Annotated in this window: 21 protein-coding genes, 1 tRNA gene and 1 pseudogene; 9 read left to right on the top strand and 14 right to left on the bottom strand. The window is 73.9% G+C overall.

The features are described from left to right. Positions 1-24 precede the first annotated feature (24 nt). Both LFA75_RS22045 and LFA75_RS22040 read left to right on the top strand, forming a co-directional pair. Positions 25-1,143, top strand: coding sequence for a glycosyltransferase (locus tag LFA75_RS22045; protein ID WP_225235723.1), 1,119 nt, complete (start codon positions 25-27; stop codon positions 1,141-1,143). A 43-nt stretch (positions 1,144-1,186) separates the two neighbouring features. Beyond that, positions 1,187-2,185 (top strand): NHL repeat-containing protein, encoded by a 999-nt coding sequence (locus LFA75_RS22040; RefSeq protein WP_225235722.1) that lies wholly within the window; start codon positions 1,187-1,189, stop codon positions 2,183-2,185. Here LFA75_RS22040 and LFA75_RS22035 read toward each other — a convergent pair whose 3' ends face one another. Then, entirely contained in the window at positions 2,186-2,344 is a 159-nt protein-coding gene (locus tag LFA75_RS22035; protein ID WP_225235721.1) for a hypothetical protein, read from the bottom strand. A gap of 117 nt (positions 2,345-2,461) precedes the next feature. On the opposite strand from LFA75_RS22035, the gene LFA75_RS22030 reads away from it, so the two are divergent. Further along, entirely contained in the window at positions 2,462-2,665 is a 204-nt protein-coding gene (locus LFA75_RS22030; protein ID WP_225235720.1) for a DUF5703 family protein, read from the top strand. A gap of 73 nt (positions 2,666-2,738) precedes the next feature. Here LFA75_RS22030 and LFA75_RS22025 read toward each other — a convergent pair whose 3' ends face one another. Further along, positions 2,739-3,692 (bottom strand): NADPH:quinone oxidoreductase family protein, encoded by a 954-nt coding sequence (locus LFA75_RS22025; RefSeq protein WP_225235719.1) that lies wholly within the window; start codon positions 3,690-3,692, stop codon positions 2,739-2,741. Positions 3,693-3,715: 23 nt separating this feature from the next. Beyond that, positions 3,716-4,513 (bottom strand): SDR family oxidoreductase, encoded by a 798-nt coding sequence (locus LFA75_RS22020; RefSeq protein ID WP_225235718.1) that lies wholly within the window; start codon positions 4,511-4,513, stop codon positions 3,716-3,718. Between the two features lie 86 nt (positions 4,514-4,599). Between LFA75_RS22020 and LFA75_RS22015 the strand changes: the two genes are divergently transcribed. Beyond that, positions 4,600-6,546: a sensor domain-containing diguanylate cyclase gene (locus LFA75_RS22015; RefSeq protein ID WP_225235717.1), complete on the top strand. Its 1,947-nt coding sequence runs from the start codon at positions 4,600-4,602 to the stop codon at positions 6,544-6,546. On the opposite strand, the gene LFA75_RS22010 is transcribed toward LFA75_RS22015, so the two are convergent. Both LFA75_RS22010 and LFA75_RS22005 read right to left on the bottom strand, forming a co-directional pair. Next, positions 6,522-6,896 (bottom strand): hypothetical protein, encoded by a 375-nt coding sequence (locus LFA75_RS22010; RefSeq protein WP_225235716.1) that lies wholly within the window; start codon positions 6,894-6,896, stop codon positions 6,522-6,524. The genes LFA75_RS22015 and LFA75_RS22010 overlap by 25 nt on opposite strands. Then, on the bottom strand, positions 6,896-8,227 hold the full coding sequence (locus LFA75_RS22005) for a M20/M25/M40 family metallo-hydrolase (RefSeq protein ID WP_225235715.1): 1,332 nt from the start codon (positions 8,225-8,227) through the stop codon (positions 6,896-6,898). The genes LFA75_RS22010 and LFA75_RS22005 overlap by 1 nt, the downstream gene beginning before the upstream one ends. 200 nt (positions 8,228-8,427) lie before the next feature. On the opposite strand from LFA75_RS22005, the gene LFA75_RS22000 reads away from it, so the two are divergent. After that, positions 8,428-8,512 (top strand) — tRNA-Leu (locus LFA75_RS22000). 90 nt (positions 8,513-8,602) lie between these two features. Here the strand turns inward: LFA75_RS22000 and LFA75_RS21995 are convergent. After that, positions 8,603-9,823: a tyrosine-type recombinase/integrase gene (locus LFA75_RS21995; RefSeq protein WP_225235714.1), complete on the bottom strand. Its 1,221-nt coding sequence runs from the start codon at positions 9,821-9,823 to the stop codon at positions 8,603-8,605. A gap of 348 nt (positions 9,824-10,171) precedes the next feature. Between LFA75_RS21995 and LFA75_RS24205 the strand changes: the two genes are divergently transcribed. Continuing rightward, positions 10,172-10,402: a helix-turn-helix domain-containing protein gene (locus LFA75_RS24205; protein ID WP_404820960.1), complete on the top strand. Its 231-nt coding sequence runs from the start codon at positions 10,172-10,174 to the stop codon at positions 10,400-10,402. 394 nt (positions 10,403-10,796) lie between these two features. On the opposite strand, the gene LFA75_RS21985 is transcribed toward LFA75_RS24205, so the two are convergent. The 5 genes and pseudogenes from LFA75_RS21985 to LFA75_RS21965 form a co-directional block, all read right to left on the bottom strand. Next, positions 10,797-11,405, bottom strand: a complete 609-nt coding sequence (locus LFA75_RS21985; protein ID WP_225235713.1) for a hypothetical protein — start codon at positions 11,403-11,405, stop codon at positions 10,797-10,799. A gap of 41 nt (positions 11,406-11,446) precedes the next feature. Beyond that, complete coding sequence (locus LFA75_RS23950) at positions 11,447-11,803, bottom strand: hypothetical protein (protein ID WP_263639409.1); 357 nt, start codon at positions 11,801-11,803, stop codon at positions 11,447-11,449. A gap of 167 nt (positions 11,804-11,970) precedes the next feature. Further along, a pseudogene (locus tag LFA75_RS24200) lies at positions 11,971-12,534 on the bottom strand (baeRF3 domain-containing protein); the annotation flags it as partial. Positions 12,535-12,704: 170 nt separating this feature from the next. After that, positions 12,705-13,667, bottom strand: coding sequence for a TerC/Alx family metal homeostasis membrane protein (locus LFA75_RS21970; RefSeq protein ID WP_225235712.1), 963 nt, complete (start codon positions 13,665-13,667; stop codon positions 12,705-12,707). A gap of 152 nt (positions 13,668-13,819) precedes the next feature. Then, on the bottom strand, positions 13,820-14,122 hold the full coding sequence (locus LFA75_RS21965; RefSeq protein WP_225235711.1) for a helix-turn-helix transcriptional regulator: 303 nt from the start codon (positions 14,120-14,122) through the stop codon (positions 13,820-13,822). Between the two features lie 185 nt (positions 14,123-14,307). On the opposite strand from LFA75_RS21965, the gene LFA75_RS21960 reads away from it, so the two are divergent. From LFA75_RS21960 to LFA75_RS21950, 3 genes are all read left to right on the top strand, one after another. Then, the gene (locus LFA75_RS21960; protein ID WP_225235710.1) at positions 14,308-15,387 is read left to right on the top strand and encodes an Acg family FMN-binding oxidoreductase; all 1,080 of its coding nucleotides are present in this window, start codon (positions 14,308-14,310) and stop codon (positions 15,385-15,387) included. A 449-nt stretch (positions 15,388-15,836) separates the two neighbouring features. Then, positions 15,837-16,610, top strand: a complete 774-nt coding sequence (locus LFA75_RS21955) for a hypothetical protein (protein ID WP_225235709.1) — start codon at positions 15,837-15,839, stop codon at positions 16,608-16,610. Between the two features lie 167 nt (positions 16,611-16,777). Continuing rightward, on the top strand, positions 16,778-16,981 hold the full coding sequence (locus LFA75_RS21950) for a hypothetical protein (RefSeq protein WP_225235708.1): 204 nt from the start codon (positions 16,778-16,780) through the stop codon (positions 16,979-16,981). Between the two features lie 63 nt (positions 16,982-17,044). Here LFA75_RS21950 and LFA75_RS21945 read toward each other — a convergent pair whose 3' ends face one another. The 3 genes from LFA75_RS21945 to LFA75_RS21935 all read right to left on the bottom strand — a co-directional run bounded on the left by LFA75_RS21945 (position 17,045) and on the right by LFA75_RS21935 (position 23,296). Then, positions 17,045-19,510 carry a cation-translocating P-type ATPase gene (locus tag LFA75_RS21945; protein ID WP_225235707.1) on the bottom strand — a complete coding sequence of 822 codons (2,466 nt, stop codon included), beginning with the start codon at positions 19,508-19,510 and terminating at the stop codon, positions 17,045-17,047. 189 nt (positions 19,511-19,699) lie between these two features. Continuing rightward, positions 19,700-22,327: a magnesium-translocating P-type ATPase gene (gene mgtA, locus LFA75_RS21940; protein WP_225235706.1), complete on the bottom strand. Its 2,628-nt coding sequence runs from the start codon at positions 22,325-22,327 to the stop codon at positions 19,700-19,702. A 96-nt stretch (positions 22,328-22,423) separates the two neighbouring features. Beyond that, a complete protein-coding gene (locus tag LFA75_RS21935) occupies positions 22,424-23,296 on the bottom strand; it encodes a slipin family protein (protein WP_225235705.1) in 873 nt (290 codons plus the stop codon). Between the last annotated feature and the right edge of the window lie 378 nt (positions 23,297-23,674).

Genomic DNA, 23,674 nt, shown 5'->3' with positions numbered 1-23,674 from the left:
CAGGAGAGCCGGATCGTGCCGGGCGTGCGCATCGTCCTCGTGGCCAACCTGCACCACCCCACCTCCGGCGGACTGCGGACGGCGGTGGACCGGCTCGCCCTGGGCTATGCGCACCGGGGGCACGCGGTGGCCGTCGTCGTCCCGGGGGCGCGGACCGACGGCGCCCCGGCCGACGTCGCGGCGGGCACCGTCACCCGGCTGACCCTGGCCGCACCGCGGGTGCCCGGCACCGGCGGCTACCGGGTGATGGACCCGTGGCGCGTGCGCCGACTGCTGGAGCAGCTGCACCCCGACCGGATCGAGGTCTCGGACCGGACGACGCTGCGGGGCCTGGGCCGGTGGGCCGCCGAGCGCGACGTCCCCGCGCTGGTCCTCGCCCACGAGCGGTTGGACCGGCTGCTCACCCAGTGGCTGCTCCCCCCGGGTGCCGCGCGCCGGGTGGCCGACGCGGCGAACCGCCGGACGGTGGCCGGGCACGACCTGGTGGTCTGCAGCACCGACTTCGCCGCCGAGGAGTTCGCCCGACTCGGCATGCCGGTGGCCCAGGTGCCGCTGGGCGTCGACCTGCGCACCTTCGCCCCGGACCGGTTCGACGTCCGGCTGCGCGCGGAGCTGCTGGACCGCTCCGACGTCCTGCTGGTCCACTGCGGCCGGCTGTCGGCGGAGAAGCACCCGCAGCGGTCGCTGGACACGCTGGCCGAGCTCCGGCGGCGCGGGGTCCGGGCCACGCTCGTGGTGGTGGGCGACGGTCCGCTCGCCGCGCGCCTGCAGACCGGGTCCGTCGGTCTGCCCGTGCGCTGGCTCGGCCATGTCGCCGACCGCGGGCGTCTCGCCGCCCTGCTGGCCAGCGCGGACGTCGCGCTGGCGCCCGGCCCGCACGAGACCTTCGGGCTGGCGGGCCTGGAGTCCCTCGCCTGCGGCACCCCGGTGGTGGCCTCGGCCAGCTCCGCCCTGCGCGAGCTGGTGGCCGGCGGTCGGCACGGGGCCGCGGTGGCCGACGACGCCGGGTCCTTCGCCGACGGCGTGCAGCAGGTGCTGGCCCTCCCGGTCGACGAGCGCCGGCGGGCGGCGCGGGCCCGGGCCGCCGACTTCCCGTGGTCGGCCGCCGTCGACCGCATGCTCGAGCTGCTCCCGGCCGCGTGACCCCCGGTCAGCGCCGGCACCCCGGAACCCGCAGGGTGGAGCGATGCACCGCACCGCCGCCCTCCTGCTCCCCCTCGCCCTCGTGCTCGGCGCCTGCTCGTCCGGGTCGGACGACGCCCCCGCCGCGGAGCCGGTGAAGGCCGCCGAGCCGGCCGACTCCCCCGAGCTCACCGCCGACCCGGCCGGGACGGTGGTCGACCTGGACCCCGATGCCGAGGGCATGGTGTTCGACCCGGTCACCGGGCTGCTCGCCGTCGCCGTCCGGGACCCGAACCGGCTGGTGCTCACCGACGCCCAGGGCGTGACCCAGGCCGAGATCCCGCTGCCCGGCCACGCCCGGCACCTGCAGCTGGCCGCACCGGGCGGTCCGGTGCTCGTGCCGGCCGAGGACTCCAACATGCTCGTCGAGGTCGCGCTACCCGGCGGCGAGGTCACCGAGACGATGGTCGGGGACTACCCGCACGACGCCGCCCGGGTGGCCAGCGGCCAGATCCTGGTGGGCGACGAGATGGGCGGCACCCTCTCGGTGGTCACCGACGGCGAGGTCACCCAGACCTTCGACTCCCAGACCCAACCCGGCGGTGTGGCCACCGTGGGCGACGTCGCCGGGGTCGTGGACGTCGGCGCCTTCAGCATCACCACCTACGACGTCGCGGCCGGCGAGCTGCAGACCGTGCTGGACGCGGGGGACGGGCCCACCCACATCGTCACGGACGGCCAGGGCCGGTTCCTGGTCGCCGACACCCGCGGCGACGCGATGCTGGTCTACGGCTCGGACCCACTCGAGCTCGACTCGACCTACCCCCTCGAGGGCACGCCGTACGGCCTCGCCTACGACAGCACCGACCAGGTCGTCTGGGTGACCCTGACGGCCACCAACGAGGTGGTCGGGCTGTCCACCGCCGGCGACGAGCTCACCGAGGTGGCCCGGTTCCCGACCGTCCGCCAGCCCAACACCGTCGCGGTCGACCCGACGACCGGGCGGGTCTTCGTCGGCAGCCGGGAGACCGGGCAGCTGCAGCTGATCGACGCGCGGGGCTGATCAGCGGGGCGCGTCGTCCTCGTCCAGCGGGACGGCGCGCCGCTGGTCCACGGCGTCCGCGGGGTCCGCGTCGGCCGGGACCGGGGTGCCCGGGCCCACCTCCTCGGTGATCGCCTGCTGCTGCTCGAGGCGGTCGGCGTCGTCCACGGGGTCGGTCATCGCGGTCCTCCAGCGGTCCGGGTCGGGTGGGTCCCGGGAGGGCTGCCCGGCCCGGCCGGCCGTGACACGTCCGACGTCCGGGTGACCGGGAGGCGAACGGCTGGCACCATCGGGGGCGTGTCGATCACCGGAGAGTGGGAGTACGCCCCGCTGCGCATCCCGTCCGGCACCGGCCGGTCCGCCGCGGCGCAGATGATGAGCCTGCAGTCCGACGTGGGCGGCTGGGAGCTCGCGAAGCTGCAGATGTTCGCCGACGGCACCCGCCGGGTGGTCATGCGCCGCCGCGCCCGCCTGAGCTACCTGCCGCGCCCCGCCGTGTAGCCCCGGCAAAGGAACCGCTGCACCCCCTCATCGGCCGACGAGGGGGTGCAGAGGTTCCTCTGCCCGACGGGGCCTACGGCGTGAGGACGACCTTGCCGACCGTGCCGCGGTCGCCGAGGGAGGCCAGCGCCGTCGGCGCCTGGTCCATCGGCAGGGTCTGGCCGATCAGCGGGTCGATCTTGCCCTCGGCGAACAGGTCGCACAGCGCCTGGTGCACGTCGGCGATCCGGCCCGGGTCCTTGCTGCGGTACAGCCCCCAGTGCAGGCCGAGCACCGAGTAGTTCTTCACCAGCAGGTGGTTGGCCTTCGCGGCCGGGATCCGGCCGGAGGTGAACCCGACGACGACGATCCGGCCCTCGAACGCGATGCACTTGGTCGACCCGTCGAAGACGTCGCCGCCCACCGGGTCGTAGACCACGTCGGCGCCGTGGCCGCCGGTGATCTCCTTGACCCGGGCGACGAAGTCCTCGCTCAGGTAGTCGATGACGTGGTCGGCGCCCAGCTCGGTGCAGACTGCGGTCTTCTTCGGCCCGCCGGCCGTGGCGATGACCTGTGCGCCGGCGGCCTTGCCCAGCTGGATGGCCGCCGTCCCGACGCCGCCGGCGCCGGCGTGCACGAGCAGCCACTCCCCCGGCTGCAGGGCGGCCCGGCGGTGCAGGCCGACGTAGCCGGTCTGGTAGGTGATGTAGAGCGCGGCGGCCTGCGCGTCGCCCATGCCGTCGGGCACCGGCCAGGCGGCGTCGGCGTCCATCAGCGCGTACTCGGCCAGCGCACCCGGCCCGCCGGACGGCGAACCGAGCACTCGGCTGCCGTCGGGCAGCTGGCCGCACAGCTCCAGGCCCGGGGTGAACGGCAGCGGGGGCTTCTCCTGGTAGGTGCCCTGCGCCATCAGTATGTCCGGGAAGTTCAGCGCCGCGGCCAGCACCTTGACCTTGACCTGGCCGGGGCCGGGCTCCGGCTCAGGCACCTCGTCGAGGGTCATCACGTCTGCGGGGTCGCCGAGGGAGTGGACACGCCATGCACGCATGACCGCGACCTTGCCAGACGCGGTCACAGCGGGCCCATCAGCTGGGTGGGGATCCGGGCGGACTCCCCCGCCGTGGTCTTCGCCGCGGGCACGCCCTTGAACCGGTAGGGCACCGCACCGACGCCGGGCTGGACGACGTAGGCCGCGCCGGGGTCGGCCGACGTCCAGGCCTGGGCCATGGCCGCGGCCACCTCGTCGGCGGTGAGCACCGGGAAGTCGGCGGCCGCGAAGTGCTCGCGCAGCGGGTCGATGATCGCGGTGTCGGCGAACCCGGGGCAGATCGCGGAGATGGTGATGCCCTCGGCGTGCAGCACCGGGGCGATCGACCGGACGAAGGCCACCGCGCCGGCCTTGGCCACCGAGTAGGCCTGGTCGGTCGGCATCGGGGACAGCCCGGCCAGCGACGCGGTGACCACGACCGAGCCGCCGCCGGCCCGGCGCAGCGCCGGCCGGGCGGCGTCGGTGCCGTAGACGACGCCGTGCAGGTCGATCGCGACGACCCGGAGGTACTCCTCGACGTCCAGGGCGTCGGTCGTGCCCGAGCCGGCGATGCCGGCGTTGAGGAACGCGGCGTCCAGCCGGCCGTGCTCGGCCTCGACCGCGGCGACGACGGCCTGGTTGGCCGCGTGGTCGGTCACGTCCAGGACGGCGAAGCCGACCCCCAGCTCCTCGGCCACGGCCCGGTTGCGCGGGGAGTCCAGGTCGGCCAGGACCACCCGGACGTCGGCGTCGCGCAGCCGGGCGGCCAGAGCGCGGCCGAAGCCACCGCTCCCGCCGGTGACCAGTGCGACGGATCCGGGCCGGGGGGTGTGCTCGCTCATGCCGGCATCGAAGCACGGGAGCGACCTGGGTCACCCGCAGGGGTGGGACCGGTGGAGCCGGCCGCCGGACCGGCCGATGGGTCCTCGTGACCACTCCCTCCCGCCCGGACGCCACCGGCCTGCTCCGCACCGCCGCGTTCGCGCTGCTGTTCGCCGGGGCCGCGGTGGTCGGCCGCCTCACGGTGGTCGAGGGCACCGGGGTCAACCTGGTCTGGCCGGCCGCCGGCGTCGGTGCGCTGTGGCTGCTGCTCCAGCGCGGCCGCGCCACCTTCGTCCTGGACTGCGCCCTCCTGGTCGCGGTGGTGCTGGCCACCGACCTGCTCACCGGGGAGGACCTGCTCGTCTCCGGCGGGCTGGCCGCGGTCAACCTGGGCCAGGCCGGCCTCGTCGTCCTGCTCTACCGCCGACTCGCCGGCTCCACGGGCGCCGCGGGTCCGCTGCTGCTGGACATGCGTGACCTGGGCGGCCTCCTGCTGGCCACCGGCATCGCGACGACGGCCGGCGCCGCGGTGGGCACCGTCGTCCTGGCCGTGGCCGACGGCAGCTGGTCGGTGCTCGGCCTGGTCGTCTGGCAGGCCCGCAACGGCGCCGCTGTCCTCGTCGTCGTCGCCCTCGGGCTGCGGGTCCGGCAGCTGCTGCTGACCCGGCGCGGCCCCGTCGTCGACGGGATGCTGCCTTTCCGCGCACCGGGCGGGTGGCGTGCGGTCGAGCTCGTGCTCGCCGTCGCCGCCTCCGTGCTCGGCAACGTGGCGGTCTTCCACTGGATGCCCGAGTACCCGATCGCGTTCCCGCTCTTCGCGCTCACCGCCTGGGTGGCGCTGCGGTTCGACACCGGGCTGACGGTGCTGCGCACCGCGGCGGTCAGCGTGGTGGCGGTGGTCTACACGCTGCAGGGCGAGGGCCCCTTCGCCGCGGTGGACGACGTCCTGGTCCGGGCCGGCATCGTGCAGGCCTACGTCGCCCTCGGGGCCGCGCTGGGCCTGGCCCTGGCGCTCAACCGGGACGAGCGGCTGGTCCTGGTGGTCCGCCTGCGGGACGCGGTCGACTACTCCGAGGAGCGGCACCGCCAGGTCGAGGTCATGGCCCGCGCGTCGCGGACCGTGCTGCTGGCCGAGGACCCGCGCGCCGCGATCTGCGCCGCCGTGCGGGAGGCCGTCGGCGCGGACGGCGCCTACCTGCTCGAGCCCGACGGCGAGGGCCACCTGGTGTCCACCGCCGTCGACGGCCTCGACCTGCCGCCGCTCCGCTTCAGCACCGACCCGTCCGCCTCGCTGACCGCCCGGGTCTTCGAGGAGGGCACCCCCTACTTCGCCAGCCACGTCGCCGACGAGGAGGGCGTCAGCAGCGACCTCGTCGAGCACCTCGGGGTGGCGTCGGCGGCATGGCAGCCCGCGGTCCTGGGCGAGGACAAGGTCGTGGCCCTCATCGGGATCCTGTGGCGGCAGCCGGTCGACGTCTTCTGCGCCACCACCCGCGGCGTGCTGCAGGTGCTGGGCAACGAGGCCGCGCGAGCCATCGAGCGCGGCAACCACCTCGCCGAGCTGGCCCGTGCCGCCGACCGCGACCAGCTCACCGGGCTGGCCAACCGCCGGCGCTGGGACGAGATGTCGACGATCGAGGTCGCCCGGGCCCAGCGCAGCCGCCTGCCGCTGACCCTGCTGCTGCTGGACCTGGACCACTTCAAGGCCTACAACGACACCTTCGGCCACGCCGCCGGCGACGTCCTCCTGCACGACTTCGCCGCCGCGGCCACCGAGTGCCTGCGCGACGGCGACCTGATCGCCCGCTGGGGCGGCGAGGAGTTCGTCGTCGCCCTGCCCGACTGCACCGACGAGGAGGCCCGCCCGGTGGCCGAGCGGATCATCGCGGCGGTGCCGTTCGGGCAGAGCGCCACGGTCGGCATCGCGCAGTGGTGCCGCGGGGAGACCGCGCAGGACACGCTGGCCCGCGCCGACGCGGCGCTCTACGCCGGCAAGGACGCCGGCCGGGCCCGCGCCGTGCTGGCGGCTCAGCCCGCGGTCGTCGTGGGCTGAGACCCCCCGGCCCGGACGGCGGCGACGAACGCCGCGGTGGTGGCCTCGTCGTCCACCACGGTGAACCGCAGCGTGTTGCCGTCCACCCAGGCCGACAGCTCGCGCCGGGCGCCGGTGATCCGCCGGACCTGCCGGACGTCGACCCCGGTGACCTTGGCCAGCGGGACGCTGGCCAGGGTGGGCTGGCCGAAGAGCTGGGCGTGGGCCAGCCACAGCCGCTTGCCGCCCACCGCCAGGGCTTGCGCTGAGCCCCGGGCGGGCACCCGGCCCTGGGTGACCCGCAGGACCGTCACGGGCACGAACCCATCGGTGGTCAGCTGGCCCACGAGGAAGGCGGCGAGCGGGTCCACTAGCTGGCCTTCAAGAACCTGTCCAGCACGCGGATGCCGAACTGCAGGCTCTCCACCGGGACGCGCTCGTCGATGCCGTGGAAGAGGCCGGCGAAGTCCAGGTCGGCGGGCAGCCGCAGCGGGGAGAACCCGAAGCAGCGCATGCCGAGGGTCTCGAAGCTCTTGGCGTCGGTGCCGCCGCTCACGGTGAACGGGACCGGGCGGGCGCCGTCGTCCTCGGCCTTGAGGGCGGCGACCATCTGCTCGACCAGCGGGCCGTCGAACGTCGTCTCCACGGCCTGGTCGTGGTGGATGTAGTCGCGGGTGACGCCCTCGCCGAGCAGCTCGTCGATCTGGGCCTCGAAGGCCTCCTCCTGGCCGTAGAGGAAGCGGCCGTCGATGGTGGCGCTGGCGGTGCCGGGGATGACGTTGGCCTTGTAGCCGGCGTCGAGCATCGTGGGGTTGACCGTGTTGCGCAGGGCGGCGCCGATCATGCGGCTGATGGAGCCCAGGCGGCTCAGTGCCTCGTCGGGCGAGTCCGGGTCGATCTCGATGCCGTAGGCGTCGGAGACCTCCTCGATGAACTGCTTCATCGGCGGGGTGAGCACGGTGGGCAGCCGGGTGGAGCCGATCCGGGCGACGGCGGCGGACAGCCGGGTGACGGCGTTGTCGTCGTGGACGAACGAGCCGTGCCCGGGGCGGCCGGCGGCGGTGAGCCTCATCCAGGCCAGGCCCTTCTCGGCGGTCTGGATCAGGTAGAGCCGCAGGTCGTCGCGGACGGTGAGGCTGAAGCCGCCGACCTCGCTGATCGCCTCGGAGACGTTCTCGAACAGGTCGGCGTGGTGGTCGACGAGGTAGTGGGCGCCGTACTTCCCGCCGGCCTCCTCGTCGGCGACGAAGGCCAGCACGATGTCGCGCGGGGGGACGACGCCGGTGCGGGCCCAGTCGCGGACCAGCGCGAGGGTCATGCAGTCCATGTCCTTCATGTCGACCGCGCCGCGGCCCCAGACGTAGCCGTCGCGCTGCTCGCCGGAGAACGGGTCGACGGTCCACTCGCTCGCGTCGGCGGGGACGACGTCGAGGTGGCCGTGCACCAGAAGCCCGGGGCGCTCGCGGTCCTGGCCCGGGATGCGGGCGACGAGGCTGGCGCGGCCCTTCTCGGACTCGTGGATGACCGAGTCGATGCCGACCTCGTCGAGCTTGCCGGCGACCCACTCGGCAGCCTGGCGCTCGCCCTTGCTCGTCGTGGTGTCGCCGGTGTTGGTGGAGTCGATCCGGATGAGCTCGCTCAGCAGGTCCGCGACCTCGGCCTGGGCGCGGGCGAGCGGTTCGGGTGCAGTCGTCTCGGCCATGCGCCCGATCGTGCCACCGCCCCCGCTCCCCCACCCGGCGGCGTCCGGTCACCCTGCAGGCATCCGGTCGGCGTGCACGGTGACCGGATCCCTGGGCGGTGACCGGCTGCGCGGCTCGCCGGTGCCGAGGGGGCGTGCGGACGGCGGTCCGGGCTCCCGTATGCTTCACCACGGCCGCGCCGCAGAGCGCTGGTCCACCTGTCCGGGTGGCGGAATGGCAGACGCGCTAGCTTGAGGTGCTAGTGCCCTTTATCGGGCGTGGGGGTTCAAGTCCCCCCTCGGACACAGCTTCACCCCGGTGTTCCTGCAGTTCAGGAGCCCGGGGTGTCTGCGTTTTCGGACCGCAGACCGGCGGTGATCCCAATTTGATCCCAATCACTCCGCGGGTCGTCCCTCAGACGCTTCGTCGAGCAAAGTCGCGAACCGAGTGGCTGCCTGCTTGCCCATCCCGGGGTGCACGTGTTGATAGACGGTCAAGGTGATAGTCGCGCTCGCGTGCCCCAACCGTTCGGAGACGACCTTCACCGGTTCACCGTCCGCCAGGAGAAGCGTGGCGTGTGTGTGCCTCAGGTCGTGCAGCCTGATCGTCGGGACCCTGTCGTCGCCCAGGGCGCGCTGCGCCCGCTTGAGGTGACCGAGGAAACGCCGAGAGAACCGCTCAGGGTGACGGTGGTTGCCTTCGAGGTCACCGAGCACGACAGCAGTGCCGCGGATCAGTTCCGGGGAGAGAGCGCCTCGTACCGCCCGATGTCTACGCAGGCGTTCCACGGTGCCGGCGTCGAGGTCGACGACCCGAGCTTGGCCAGTCTTGGTCGGACCTTCCACCAGCTCCTCGCCCTCCCCTTTGTGCTTCACCAAGCCCACGCTGCGCCGCACGGCGATGCGGGCGGCCTCTAGATCGACGTCACGCCAGCGCAGAGCCAGAGCCTCACCCCGCCGCATGCCGGTGAAAGCGAGCAGGTGCCATGCGACGGCCATGTCCGAGTCGTACTTCTCCGCCCAGCCGAGGAACCGTGCGAGCTCTGCAGCCGTCCATGCCTGCATCTCGGGGGGCCGTGCCTGCGACGCCGTCGGGGGTGTTGAGCGGTCGGTCGGGTTGACGGCGAGGTGTCCATGCTTCACCGCATCCGCCAATGCGGATCTCAGGATGGTGAAGACGTATCGCACCGTCCGCGCTGACAACCCGCCGGCTCCGTCTGCTCGCCCAGACCTCTCAAGCTTGCGCATCCACCCATCGATCGCAAGGCCCGTCAGACGGTCAAGCGGGGTCTTGCCGATGTGGCGATCGATGTGCAGGCGAACATTTTTCTGGTAGCTGGACAGGGTGGAAGGGGCCAGCCGTTGTCCGTCCAGCCACTCAGCCAGGTAGGCACTGAGCGACTGCTTCGAAACATCGACCCACTGGCCGGTCTCGAGGTTCCGGAGTTCGGCCCGCAGCGCTGAGGCGGCCTCACGCCGGTTGACGAATCCACGCTTCAGGACCGCAGAGCGCGTCCCATCGGGCCGCAGGGCCATGTACTTGATGTAGTACCGAGGACCAGCTTTGGTGCGGTACTCGCTGATACCTCCCTCCCCGTATTGACGCTTCTTGCTCATCCCCAACGTCACTCCGATCTCCCCCGTTGCGGCAAGGCCCGCGCCAGAGACTTAGGCAATCAGCGACCTTGAGCCCTTGGCGGGCATCGGGATCAGCCTGTGGACGGGCCATGGCCATCGCCGCTTATCCACAGGGGGCAGGTGCTGAGAGCAAGCCGCGTCTGACGGGCGACATCAGCCATCCGTCCGACCGGTTTCTTCGGCTGGCGCCGTCGCAAGGGTGATACCGCGAACTGACATGAGTCGCGTGCGCTGGCACCTGGTGGGAGTGCTGATCGCGATTGTCATCGGGCTAAGGCATGGTGACCGTCGCCCAATCCACCCGGTCGGACGAGGAAAGGATGACTCGTGGACCTCAACGAGTTGCGGAGCAGCACCAGTGCAGTGGTGACGATCGCCGACGCCGCCCGTGTGCTCGGGGTCGATGTCCGAACTGTCTCCCGCGCTATGCAGAACGGGGACCTGCCCGCTCTGCGCGTAGGCCGACGGTTCCTCCTGCCCCGGCTGCCACTCTTGGCCAGGCTTGGCGTCGAGGCTGCAGACACGGCTTCCGGCGCCCCCGCCGCCGACCCGCGATAGGTCACTGCAGCCACCGATGGTGCTTGGTGCTCGGGCCGGTTCTGGGTAGCTGCGAACGGCCGCGAAGATCTGGCCGCGGGCGCCGACCGGGGCTCGGGTGCGGTCCAGACCTCGGTGACGGGTGGGCTGCCGGCGACGTTGAAGCGGGACGACACCGCCCGGACCTTGTCAACACCCGTACCTGCGTAAATACCGGCAGTCGCCACGGGAGGCGCCTACCGGTACACGTCGATTACACGGTCCCGAGCGCCACCAGCGCGAACTAAGCACGCAGCAGGTCGGGGAGGTCACCAGCGGCGACCGGGAGGCAAGCGACCGGCATAAGGAGGCCCGGGTCTCCGAGGTCGTCGCCGAGATCGTCGGCGGCTGACTGGTTGACACGGGCCAGGTGGGATCAGCCGATCTCGCCTGGCCTGTCGTCGGCGGTCGGCGGGAGGAACACCAGCCGGGCGAGCGGGGTGACGATCTCCGACTGGTCGGAGAAGCGGACCCGGAAGCCGTACCTGACCTCGCCGTCTGCGGGGAGCAACGTCCGGGTCAGGGTCTGGAGTTCATCGAACCCGACCAGGTAGGTCGCTGAGTTGTGCGCCAGGGTCGCGGGCAGGGAAGGGCCGGTCGATGCGACCGACTGCGACGTCATGACCGACTCTCGACCGGCTGCGTCGCTGCGTAGGACGACGTCAATGTGGTTCACGTCAACCGGCCGTTCGCCCACGTTATGCAGTACGACAGCCAGGCCGCCCCAGTAGACGGGCGCCCCGGCAGGAGTCCACTGGTGGTACTTAATCGGTGAGATCTCACCGTCGCCGATCTTAGGGCTGACGTTCTTCTCGATCGGGTCCCAGTGCCCCACGGTCGCCACCACGTGGGAGGGGCGCCCGGCGATCTCGCCTTCCCGCCTCTGATCCTCACGCGCCGCATAGGTGTTCTGCCGGTGGATGCCGTACCCGGCCACCACCAGCGCCAGGATGGCCACGATCAGCGCCCAGGCGTCTGTCCCCATGCCGGGACGGTAGGGCCGTCAGGACCGAGCTGGTGAAACTTTCAGCCCCATTCGTCCACCAGCTCGGCCTCCACGGCTTGCCCACGGTCTCCACGGCCGAGGCCTGGCCGACCACCCCCCGGGTGCTCGGCCCTCGCGGCGCCGACTGCGCGCAGTCGCTCCCGCACGATGTCGGCCCCCGATCGGACCGTTGCACCATCCTCGCCCATGTGGAACGCCACCGTGGCTCCCTTGCGTGCCAGGCGCTCCAGTACGACCTGGGCGGCCCCCGCAGCGCGCAGCGCCACCGCCTCGTCCTTGCTCGCCAGCGCCCGCTCCAAGGCCTCCATGGCCGGGTCCACCAGCCCTGCCACTCCGAGCCGCGCCGCCAGGACCCGGTCGGCGTAGGACTGCTGCACAGCTGGGCGGCTCGCTCCGTGCATCGGACACCGGTCCCCACCGCGCACCGCCCACCGGCCTCACTGCCCGGTGCCGTCGGTCCGGTCGGCACCGTATCGCTGGGCCGGTGGCTGCCGACGACCGTGCCGGCCAGCCGGTCGAGGTTGCGGGACAGCCCGGCGAAACGGGCCAGCAGACGCTCGGCGCCGACGACCACCAATGGGGCAGGGTGGAGGGCCAGGTGGGCCCCGAGCGCGCTGTCCACGGAGCGCAACCACGCCGTCCGGGCAGCATCGCCGCCGTCGCCGTTGCGCTCGACCCGGCCGCCGCGCCCGTGCCGGCCGGCTCGCCCGTGCGAGGACGGGCGGGGCTCCCTGTCCATCGGGAACCGGGACACCGCCGGCAGGAGGCTGTCACCGAGGCCGTCGAACAGGCGGGCCTGCCGGTCGGTCAGCACCAGCACGACGTGGCGCGGGGTGCGGTGCAGGGACCGGACCAGGTCGCGTGTGGCGAAGGTGGGGTCGACGACCGCCCGGTCGACGACCTCGACCGACAGCGACCAAGATGACGAGGCCCGGTCGCTGACGAACAACGCCACCGCCAGCCGGGTGGCCCGCCCGACGGCATCGGTGACCAGCTCGTCCAACCGCTCGACCAGCGGCTCGGCCGCCACGGACCCGAGCTCGGCGGTCACCCGGCTGCGTGCAGCTGCGGCCAGCGCACGCAGCCGGGCGGCGTCCTCGCCGGTCATCCGCGGCCCGGGGACGGTCGTGCACAGCACGGACACGGCCGGTTGCGCACGGAGCGCCTGCAGCGCCACCACCTCCGGCGGGGTGGGGAGCGGCAGAGGGGTGGTGTGCGACGGGATCGGCGCCGGGGCGAGCGTGCTGGTCATGACAGGCCTCCTCGAGGTCGGTGGGATCAGTTCCGGTGGGCAGGATCGGTCTGGGGACGGTCGGCACGGGTCACCCACAGGCTCGCGGCGATGCTGACCACCAGCGTGGTGACGATGACCCCGAGGGTGAGGGGGATGGGGAGCTTGCCCACGGGGGTCTCGGAGAGGATGAGCTTGATCCCGGCGAAGACGAGCAGCAGCGCGAGGCCGTAGTGCAGCAGGACGAAGCGGCTGAGGAGCCCGGCCAGGCAGAAGTACAGCGCGCGGAGTCCCAGGACGGCGAAGGCGTTGGCGGTCCACACCAGGAACGTGTTGGTGGTGATGGCCAGGACGGCGGCCACGGAGTCCACGGCGAACACCAGGTCGGTGGCCTCCACGGCGACCAGCACGACGAACAGCAGCGTGGCCGTCCGCCGACCGTCGATGCGGACGAAGAAGCGGCTGCCGTGGAACTCCGTCGTCGTCGGGACGACGCGCCGGACCAGGCGGACGAGGAGGTCGCGGTCGGGGTCGAGCTGCTGCCCGTGGCGGAAGGCCGTCGCCCAGCCGGTGTACAGCAGCAGTCCCCCGAGCAGGAACGCCGTCCACGACAGGGTCTCCAGCAGGCTGGCACCGGCGAAGATGAAGACCAGCCGGAAGGCGAGCGCCCCGATGACGCCCCAGAACAGCACCTTGTGCTGGTATGCCGCCGGGACGTGGAAGGCGGCGAAGACCATCGCGAAGATGAACACGTTGTCGATCGACAGCGCCTTCTCGATCAGGTAGCCCGAGTAGTAGGCCCCGGCGACGTCCCCGCCCTGCCAGATCCACATCAGGACGCCGAAGCCCAGACCGACCGCGATCCACACCGCACTCCACGTCGCGGCCTCGCGGAAGCCGATCTCGTGGTCGTCCCGGTGCAGGAACAGGTCGATGGCCAGCATGGCGGCGATGCCGACCGTCAGGGCGACCCAGGCCCAGGCGGGCACGGCGAAGTCGAGCACGTCCACGGGGCAGACCTCCGACCATGTCGAAGGTCTCCCCCGCCCGGCTCAGCGCCGGACCGGTCGCGCCGGACTCGCTGTCGAGTCGTGGTGACGACGCGCCGTCGTGGGGTACTCCCCTTGCTGTCCCTGATGACATAGGACATCCATGTCGGGTGTCAAGGGGCCGGGAACGCCGCCTCCACCGGGGACGGGGTCAGCACGCGGAGGATCTCCCCGATGGCGTGGTCGCGCTCCAAGGGGTGACGGAGCGGGAGATCGGGATCGAGCCGGTAGACGTTGCGCCGGCCCTCCTTCTCCCGCCTGAGGTAACCGGCCTCCGCGAGCTCGGTGACGATGCGCTGCGTCGCCCGCTCGGTGATGCCGACGGCCTCGGCGATGTCGCGCAGCCGCACCCCCCGGTCCCGCGCGACGCACAGCAGCACGTGGGCATGGTTGGTCAGGAACGTCCACGCCGCCATGCCCGGAGACTAGGACCGGACAGCTGGACCGCGTGACGACGGGCGACCCGCAACCTGGTCCGCGACCGCCGCAGCAGAGGGCCAGCGCACGGTGTCGACGGGGCAGTCCGGTCCCCGATGACCTCGGGCCACCCGGGGTGGGGACCACCGGCCCTGGTCGGGCGGGCAGAGGCGGGCGAGGGTCGGTGCCCGACCCGCCGGCCACGGCGGCAGACCACCTGGAGACCCCGGTGCCCGGCACTGCACTGCACCCCGACGACGTCCTGCAGCTCGTCGATCTCGCCCAGCGAGCCCCCTCCGTGCACAACACCCAGCCCTGGCGGTGGCGGCTGGACCCGGCCGGCCTGCAGCTGTTCGCCGACCTGGACCGGGCCCTCCCGGCCACCGACCCCTCCGGTCGTGAACTGCTGCTGAGCTGCGGGGCGGTGCTCCAGCACCTGGTGGTCGTCGCCCGGGCCGCAGGATGGTCCGCGCAGGTCCGGCGGTTCCCCGACCCGGCCGATCCCCACCACCTGGCCACGGTCGACCTCACCCCCGCCGTACCCGCGCCGGGCGACACCGCGCTCGCCGCTGCGGTCGCCCACCGGCAGACCGATCGGCGGGCATTCGCCGATGAACCCGTGCCCGAGGGATGGTGGCACCAGCTGGCTGCCACCGCCGCGGTCCACCGGGCCCACCTGGTCCTCGTCGAACCGGCCGCCCACCGGGTCGTGGGCCAGCTGGCGGAGGCCGCAGCCGCCCGGATCGCGGCCGACCCGCGGGTGGCTGCCGAGACCCGCGCCTGGTCCGGGCGACCTGCGGGTTCCCCGGACGGGGTCCCGGGCGCCGACGTCCCGGCCGGTCCGGACCCGGGTGACGTCCCGGCGCGTCGGTTCGCGACCGCCGAGTTGTCCGTCGGCGTCTCACCGCTCCCCTTGCGGGACGGCGCTCGGCTGGCAGTCCTGGCCACCACGGGGGATCGACCGCTGGACCAGGTGGAGGCGGGCGAGGCCCTCGCCGCCGTCCTGCTGCACGCAACTGCTGCCGGCCTGGCCAGCCACGTGGTCAGCGAGCTCGTGGAGGTGCCCGATGTGCGCGACCGGCTCGCGGTGGAGGTCCTCCCGCCGGGCCTGGTCCCGCAGGTGCTGGTGCGCCTGGGCAGGCTCCCGCTGCACAGCGCACCGCTCCCGCGCACCGGCCGCCGCCCGGCCGGGTCGACGATCGACCGGACCGCCACAGCGGGCACCACACCGGGATCGGGGACATACCCCGTACGTGGTGGCTGACCCCGGACCCGCCGTCCCCCCTGCGCCCGCGGACACACCGGCACCCTCGGGCGGGGTCCAGCACCGAGACCCGCTGACATCACGACGGCCCTGCCCGGAGGTGTTGGGTGCAGGGCCCACCCCCGCCAGGGGTCGGAGGTCCCTGGCCCGGCGCGTGCGACTCCGCGATCGTCGGTGCACCGTCCCGTCCGGACCGGCCTCGCAGCGGAGGTGCACGTGAACGGATCGACGCAGGGCCGCCGGCGACCGATCGTCGCCTCGGCCGGCTCGGGGCCTGCACTGGACCCCCGTAGGTGCGTGGCTCGCCACGTGACCATCGCCGCCCGCCGGTGGTGTCGGTGACGACCGTCGCCGGTCCCGCGCGTCAGCACCTCCGCGCCCTGCGCCGTGGCGTCGACCGGGCACGCTGCGCCTCCTGGACCACGGATCGGCAACCGTGTTGGTGGCTGTTGCTGCCCGATCGGCTCGAGGTCCGGCTGGACCGGGCACGCTGCGCCGGAGGAGACCCCCGGGGGCACGCCGCGTCGCTCAGCGCCGGCGCCGCGGTCTGCGCAGCCGAGATCGGAGCCGCCGCCGCCGGGCTGGCCGTCGACGTGGAGCTGCGCCCCGATCCTGCCGACGACCTCCTCGTCGCCGTCCTGCGGCCTGCGGACCGGTTGCCCGATCCCCGGCTGGCCGCGCTGGACCTGCTGGTGGGTCTCCGGCAGTGCTACCGGGCGGGCTCCGACGACGAGCAGTTGGCGGGCGACCTCGCGGCCGACCTGGCGACGGCCGCCACCCGTGCAGTGGAGGTGCTGGCCCTGAGCCCCGAGCAGGTCTGCCGGAGCACCCGGTGGGTGCTCGACGCCGCGGACCGAGGGAGGTCGCGACGGGTCGCCCCCCAGAACCTGACGTGCGCACCGGCCAGGGTCGCGCTGGCCACGGCGGGCGACACCGTGACGGAGCGGGTGCGGGCCGGCCGTGCCCTGCAGCTCGTCCTGCTGCAGATCTCCCGGCACGGCGGCGCGGGGGGCCTGGTCACCGGATCGGTCGAGGTCGCAGCGGTACGGGCGATCGCGGAGCGGCAGGTCTGCCCGGGCCGACGGCTACAGGCGCTGGTGCACATCGGTCGTGGTGCCCCCGGCACGCGTCCGGGGCCGAGACGACCGCTGGCCGAGATCCTCTACGAGCACTCGGCGACCTGGCCACCCCCTCCCCCGTCGCCCGACGACCACGACGGCTGATCCGGCCGGGAGCCCCGGCGGGGACGGCAGAGGGTCGGAGAAGAGCTCCCCCGCCGACCACCGGCCTGGGTCGTCGACCCCGGGACCGACGACCCTGGTCGTCCGCCCGGTCCCTCGGGACGATGGTCCGGCCCGCACGGACGGCTCGCGCACCACCGGGAGGACAGATGACCGCCGCCGACCAGGCCCCCGCCACCGCCGTCGAGGTCGCGCTGTCCCAGCTGGTGAACGACGCCCACCGCCGCCGGTCGTCGATGCACGAGGTGACCTCCGGGCGCCGGCGACGCCTGGCCCTGGACCGCCACACCGGGCGCGACCAGGCGGTCCCCGGCTGCCGTCGCGGAGGGCAGGACCCGCTCACCCGGTCCTGACCTGGCCCCGGGTTGACCGGCCGTCGGGGCCTGCTGATCGCGGGTCCGGCCGGCAACCCTGCCTCAGCGGAGCCGGCGGACCAGCAGGACCAGGCTCGCCGGCACCAGCGCCGGCCCCACCGCGGCCAGGGTCTGCAGCGCGGTCAACGGTTCGGTGCCCATCAGGTCCGACAACGCGGGCAGCAGGACCGCGGCGGCCAGCAGCACCAGGTTCACCGCCACGGCGACCGGGAGCCACGGGACGCCGGCCCGGTGCCGCGACCAGGCGCCGGCCGGTCGAAGGGCGAGCGCCAGGGCCAGCTGGGCGACCGCGAGGCTGATGAACAGCTGGGTCTGCCACGGGCCGTCCGCCGCCCGCGAGATCCCCGCCACGGCCAGGCAGACCACCGTCACCGCGAGCCCGTTGGCCACCAGCTGGGTGACCAGGGACCGGTCCAGCACACCGGCCCCCGGGTCCCGGGGCCGCCGCGCCAGCACGTCGGGTGCGGCGGGCTCCCCGCCCATCGCGACCCCGACCGGGCCATGGGTCAGCAGGTTGACCCAGAGCACCTGGGCCGGCAACAAGGGCAACGCTAGGCCCACCGCCGGCCCGGCGAGCATGACCAGCACCTCAGCGAGTCCGCCGGCCAGGCCGTACCCGACGAACCGACGGACGTTGTCGAAGACCCGACGTCCCTCGGCCACCGCCGCGGTCACCGTGGCGAGGCTGTCGTCGACCAGCACCAGGTCGGCGGCCTCCTTGGCCACCTCGGTCCCCCGCCGGCCCATGGCGACCCCGATGTCGGCGGCCCGCAGCGCCGGGGCGTCGTTGACGCCGTCCCCGGTCATCGCCACGACGTGCCCCGCGGCCTGCCACCCGGTGACCAGGTCGAGTTTCCCGGCCGGCTCGACCCGGGCGTGGACCCTGGCCCCCGGCTCCTCCCCCGCCCCGAGGACGCCGACCTGCCGGGCCACGGCGGCCGCGGTGCCCGCGTGGTCACCGGTGACCACCACGACGACGATCCCGGCCCGGTGCAGGGCGGCCACCGCTGCGGCGGCCTCCGGGCGGACCGGGTCGGCCATCGACACCAGCCCCAGCAGGACGCCGTCCGCGGTCACCGCCAGCACCCGACCCCCGTCGGCCGCCCACCGGTCGGCGACCGCGGTGGCCGGGCCACCCCCGGCCAGGAGCACCTCCGGTGCCCCCTTCACCAGGGTGCGCGCGCCGCCGTCCGGCTCGCGGTGCACCGTCGTCATCCGGCGGACCACCGCGTCGAAGGGCACCTCCGCCGTCCGGGGGTGCGCCGCGCGCAGCGCCGCCACGTCGCAGCCGGCGGCCCGGGCAGCGCGCACCAGGGCGGTCTCGGTGTCCGCGGTGCCCCGGTCGCCACCGGGGCCGGCGCCGCTGGCGTCGGCGTCGTTGCACAGCGCCGCCGCCTCCAGCAGTGCACGCACCCCGGGGGTGTCCGCGGGCAGGTCCACCTCGCCTTCGGCCGGCGTCCAGACCCGGTCGACGACCATCGCGCCCCGGGTGAGGGTGCCGGTCTTGTCGGTGGCCAGCAGGGTGACCGAGCCGAGGGTCTCGACCGCGGGCAGGGAGCGCACCACGGCACCGCGGCGGCCCATCCGTCCCGCCCCGGCTGACAGCGCCAGTGCCACGACGGCGGGCAGGGACTCCGGCACGGCCGCGACGGCGAGGGCGACCGCGGCCACCACGGTGGTCTCCCACGGTTGGCCGCGCAGCAGACCGGAGGCCACGAAGAGCAGGCACGCCGCGGCCACGGCCAGTGAGATCTGCCGGCCCAGGACGGCGAGCCGCCGCTGCAGCGGCGTCTGCGGTGATCGGTGCGCGGCGACCAGGACCGCGACCTGGCCGATCGCCGTGGCCGGGCCGGTCGCCACCACCACCGCCGTGCCCGACCCGCGCAGCACCGTGCTGCCGGCGTGCACCATCCCGGCCCGGTCCGCGGCGGGGGCGTCGGCGTCGGCCAGGTGACCGGCGTCCCGTTCGCTGGGCTGCGACTCCCCGGTCAGCAGCGCCTCGTCCACCTGCAACCGGACGGCGGCCAGCAGGCGGGCGTCGGCACCGACCACGTCACCGGCGGCGAGGGCGAGCAGGTCCCCGGCCACCAGCTCACGGGTGGGCACCCAGTGGGCGGTGCCGTCGCGGGTCACCCGGGCGGTGGGGGCCACGAGGTCGTCCAGTGCCTGGACCTCCCGCAGCGCGCGGCGCTCCTGGGCGACCCCGAGGACGGTGTTGACGGCCACGACCAGGCCGATGACGGCGGTGTCGACCAGGTCGCCGGTGATCGCGGTCAGCACAGCCGCGGCCAGCAGCACCAGGACCAGGACGTCGCTGAGCTGCCCGAGCACCGAGCGCCACAGCGGCGGCGAGGGGTGCACCGCCACCTCGTTGGGACCGTCCCGAGCCAACCGCCGGGCTGCCTCGGCCCCGGTCAGCCCGGTACCGGGATCGGTGCCCTGGTCGTGCGCCACCTCGGCGCCCGGCCGCGTCCAGGCCGGTTCGCCCCGGGCCGCCAAGGCGGTCACGACCCGGCCACGGCGGCGGTCACGTCAGCGCCCGTGTCGGTGCCCCACACCCGCACCGCGCAGTCGCGGCTGCCGCCGTACCGCGCCCGGACCCTCCTGCGCGGTGGTCGTGGGGCCGTCCGCACCAGGCGTGCTGGGGGTGGGGCGATCGTGGTCATGGGCTGCTCCCGGGTGGTCGGACGGCGAGCCTCACGCCGGAGGCCGGGGTCGGCGGGTGGTCGAGGAGAACCGGGCAGCCCGGCGGCGCAGGTGCCGGTGGGGATCCCGCGGACGGACCGGGCTCGACCGGCGGGCGGTGGCGTAGAAGGCGAGCTTGCCGACCTCGATGAGCACCAGGTAGCCGACGACGAACCCCACCAGGACCAGGTGGTAGAGGACCGGCAGCGGGGTGAACCCGAGCGAGCGGGCCAGCGGCGTGGCCGGGAGCACCGCCCCGACGGCGACGACGCCGACGGCGGCGAGCACCAGCGGCAGCGAGGGACGACTGCGCCAGAACGGGACCCGGCGGGTGCGGATGGCCAGGACGACCAGGGTCTGGGTGGCGAGGGACTCCACGAACCAGCCGGTGCGGAACTCCGGCGGTCCGGCGTGCAGCACGGTCAGCAGGACGACGAAGGTCAGCGCGTCGAACAGCGAGCTCAACGGGCCGAAGACCAGCATGAAGCGGCGGATGAAGGCGATGTCCCAGTGCGCCGGACGGCGGACCTGCTCCTCGTCGGCGTGGTCGGTCGGGATGGCCAGCTGACTGGTGTCGTAGAGCAGGTTGTTCAGCAGGATCTGGCTGGGCAGCATCGGCAAGAAGCCCAGGAACAGCGACGCACCGGCCGCCGAGGCCATGTTGCCGACGTTGCTCGAGGTGCCCATCAGCACGTACTTGATGGTGTTGGCGAAGATCCGCCGGCCCTCGACGACGCCGTCGGCCAGCACACCCAGGTCCTTCTCGAGGAGGATGACGTCGGCGGCGTCCTGGGCCACGTCGGTGGCGGTGGCCACCGAGATGCCGACGTCCGCGCCGTGCAGGGCCAGCGCGTCGTTGACGCCGTCCCCGAGGAAGGCCACCCCGCCGCCGGTGCGCCGCTGCGCAGCGACGATCCGCGCCTTGTCCCGCGGGCTCACCCGGGCGAAGACGTCGGTCCCGGGCAGCGCCGCGGCCAGCGCGTCGTCGTCGAGCAGCTCGAGGTCGGTGCCGGTGAGCACCACGCCGCCGAGCCCCAGCTGCCGGCAGACGTGCACGGCGACGGGAGCGGCATCTCCGGTGACGACCTTGACCGTGATGCCCAGGTCGGCCAGCCGGGCCAGCGAGGCAGCCGCGTCGTCCTTGGGCGGGTCGGTGGCGACCAGCAGCCCGCGCAGCCGCAGGCCGTGCTCGTCGGCCAGGCCCAACGGGTGGCCGACCGGCACCTCCCGCGTCGCGACGGCGACCACCCGGTTGCCGGCCGCGAACTCCGCGGCCAACGCCTCGGCGACACCGGCGGGCACCTGGCTGCAGCGGGCGAGCACCACCTCCGGCGCGCCCTTGGTGACCACCGTGCACGCGCCGTCGGAGGTGCGCACCAGGGCCGACCCCAGCTGCCGGTCGTGGTCGAAGGGCAGCTGCCCCAGCCGGACGGCGTCGTCCTCGGAGCCGGTGCGGGCCGCCCAGAGTGCCCGGTCCAGTGCGTTGCCGCCGGTGCCGTCGCCCTCGGTGGCCCGCAGCCCCCAGCGCAGCACATCGCCGGGGCCATCGGCACCGGGGACGTCGTCCGCGGCGGGGACGGCGCGCAGGAACACCGGGCGGCCCTCGGTGAGGGTGCCGGTCTTGTCGGTGAGCAGGACGTCGACGTCGCCGAGGTCCTCGATGCACACCAGCCGCTTGACCAGCACGTGCCGCCGGGTGAGCCGACGCGACCCGGCGGCCAAGCTGCTGGAGACCACGGCCGGGAGCAGCTGCGGGGTGATGCCGACGGCGATCGCCAAGGAGAACAGGACGGCGTCCAGCAACGGTCTCCCGAGCGCGGTGTTCAGCACTAGCACGGCCGAGGTGAGAACCACGGCGACCCAGGCCAGCAGTGCCGAGAAGCTGCGCAGGCCGACCTGGAACCGCGTGTCCAGCGGGTGGGTGCCCAGCCCGACGGCGACCCCGCCGAACTCGGTGCGGGCACCGGTGGCGACCACCACGCCGTGCCCGCGGCCGGCGGCGACGACGGTGCCCATCAGGGCGCAGGCGGTGAGCTCGGCGAGCGGCGTGCCGGCGGGTACCGGGTCGGTCCCCTTCACCGCTGGCACCGACTCCCCGGTCAGCACCGACTCGTCGCACTCCAGGCCGGTCACGGTCAGCAGCCGCAGGTCAGCCGGGACGACGTCGCCCAACCCGACGTCGACGAGGTCGCCGGGCACCAACGTGACGACGTCGACCTCCTGCCGGCGGCCCTCCCGCAGCACGACGGTGGTGTGGCGCACCTGGTCGTGCAGCGCCTCGGCGGCCTTCTCGGCCCGGTACTCGTTGCCGAAGCCCAGGCCGACCGACAGCACGACGACCACCGCGATCGTCGCCGCCCCGCCGCGCTCGCCCACCACGGCCGACACCACCGCGGCCAGCAGCAGCAGGCCCAGCAGCGGCGAGGCGAGCTGGTGACCGAGCGCGGGCAGCAGCCGGGCGCGGTGCGAGCACACCGCATTGGGTCCCGAGCGCGTCTGCCGCGCGGCCAGCTCGTCGTCGAGGAGTCCGGTGTCCGCGTCGACGTGCATCCCCTTCAGGGTGTCGGCGGTGGTCCACGTGGCCGCGTCGGCGACCGCGGTCGCCGGACGGTGCGGCGACGCCGGGGCGAGGGTGGTCATCGGTGCTCCTCGGGTCGGGCGGGGCGGATGACCGAGACCCAGCGTGCCCAGCCCGGGCCGGGATGGACAGGGTCGTCGGACCCCTCGGGCCCGTGGTCACCCCACGTGCTGCAGGTGGCTGTCGGGCCCCCCGTCGAGCAGTGCCGTCCCGGCGGGGAGGAAGGCGGGGACCACCGGGGCCGCCGCGGGGCCGGCGGCCGCGGCGGACTCCCTCGCCAGGAAGGTGCCCAGCTCGGCGATGGTCGCCATCAGCGGGGCCGGGAAGACGACCGTGGTGTTCTTGTCCACGCCCAGCTCCACCAGGCTCTGCAGCGTGCGCAGCTGGAGGGCCAACGGGTGGGCCATCATCGTGTCCGAGGCCTCGCCCAGGGCAGCCGCGGCCTGCGACTCGCCCTCAGCGTTGATGATCTTGGCGCGCTTCTCCCGCTCGGCCTCGGCCTGGCGGGCCATCGCCCGCTCCATGCTGTCGGGCAGCTGGATGTCCTTGAGCTCCACGAGGGTGACCTGCACGCCCCACTCCAGGGTGGCGACGTCGAGGATCTCCTGGATGTCGAGGTTGATCCGGTCGGTCTCGGACAGCGTCTCGTCCAGGGTGTGCTGGCCCACGACCTTGCGCAGCGTCGTCTGGGCGATCTGGTCGATGGCCGCCCGCACGTCCTCGATGGCCACCACGGACTTCACCGGGTCGACGACCCGGTAGTAGGCCACCGCCGACACGTCGACGCTCACGTTGTCCCGGGTGATGATCCCCTGGGACTGGATCGGCATCGTGACGATCCGCAGCGACACCCGGTGCAGCACGTCCACGACCGGGACGATCAGCAAGAACCCGGGCTTGCGGGTGCCGCGCACCCGACCCAGCCGGAAGAGCACCCCCTCCTCGTACTGCTTGAGCACGCGGACCGAGCCCCCGATCAGCAGCCCGCCGAGCACGAGGAGGACAGCCAGGACGGTGACGACGGTGCTCATGCTCCCGACGCTAGGCAGACGGGTCGGTCCCGACAGCGGTCGCAGGTCCCCGACGACCAGGGCCCTCCGCCACCGTCGTGAGGGTGGCCAGCGCGGCCCCACCGACCCCACCGATCCCGACCTGCTCGCTGTCGTGGAGACGGCCCAGGTTCGGGCCCCGGCCCCGACGCGGCCGACCTGGCGCTCCTGCGAGCCGCTCCGTGGCCGGTCGTCCCGCGGCAACCGCGGACCGGTGACCGCCGGCCCGGCGGGGCGGGGCCCGCCTCTTATACACATCCGACGCAGCCGACGAAACCCCCTGAGGTTACCTCGGTGGGCGCCGCTGCGGATAAAAAAACAGATACGGACAACTAGCAGCGCGACCACCGACGGCGTGAG

Source organism: Klenkia terrae (genome assembly GCF_900491935.1).
In the GTDB taxonomy this organism is placed as follows: domain Bacteria; phylum Actinomycetota; class Actinomycetes; order Mycobacteriales; family Geodermatophilaceae; genus Klenkia; species Klenkia terrae.
The sequence above is the reverse complement of the archived record's forward strand: the minus strand, read 5'-3'. Positions and strand labels throughout refer to the sequence as shown.

Coding starts and splice junctions, on each gene's coding strand:
- LFA75_RS21965 (WP_225235711.1), bottom strand. CDS start 14,122: ATGGCGGCGTGGACGTTCCTGACCAACCATGCCCACGTGCTGCTGTGC.
- mgtA (WP_225235706.1), bottom strand. CDS start 22,327: ATGACCACCCTCGCCCCGGCGTCGCCGCACCGTCCGGCGACCGCGGTC.
- LFA75_RS21935 (WP_225235705.1), bottom strand. CDS start 23,296: ATGAGCACCGTCGTCACCGTCCTGGCTGTCCTCCTCGTGCTCGGCGGG.
- LFA75_RS22025 (WP_225235719.1), bottom strand. CDS start 3,692: ATGCGTGCATGGCGTGTCCACTCCCTCGGCGACCCCGCAGACGTGATG.
- LFA75_RS21995 (WP_225235714.1), bottom strand. CDS start 9,823: ATGAGCAAGAAGCGTCAATACGGGGAGGGAGGTATCAGCGAGTACCGC.
- LFA75_RS22005 (WP_225235715.1), bottom strand. CDS start 8,227: ATGGCCGAGACGACTGCACCCGAACCGCTCGCCCGCGCCCAGGCCGAG.
- LFA75_RS22040 (WP_225235722.1), top strand. CDS start 1,187: ATGCACCGCACCGCCGCCCTCCTGCTCCCCCTCGCCCTCGTGCTCGGC.
- LFA75_RS21950 (WP_225235708.1), top strand. CDS start 16,778: ATGACCGCCGCCGACCAGGCCCCCGCCACCGCCGTCGAGGTCGCGCTG.
- LFA75_RS21985 (WP_225235713.1), bottom strand. CDS start 11,405: ATGGGGACAGACGCCTGGGCGCTGATCGTGGCCATCCTGGCGCTGGTG.
- LFA75_RS22020 (WP_225235718.1), bottom strand. CDS start 4,513: ATGAGCGAGCACACCCCCCGGCCCGGATCCGTCGCACTGGTCACCGGC.
- LFA75_RS22035 (WP_225235721.1), bottom strand. CDS start 2,344: ATGACCGACCCCGTGGACGACGCCGACCGCCTCGAGCAGCAGCAGGCG.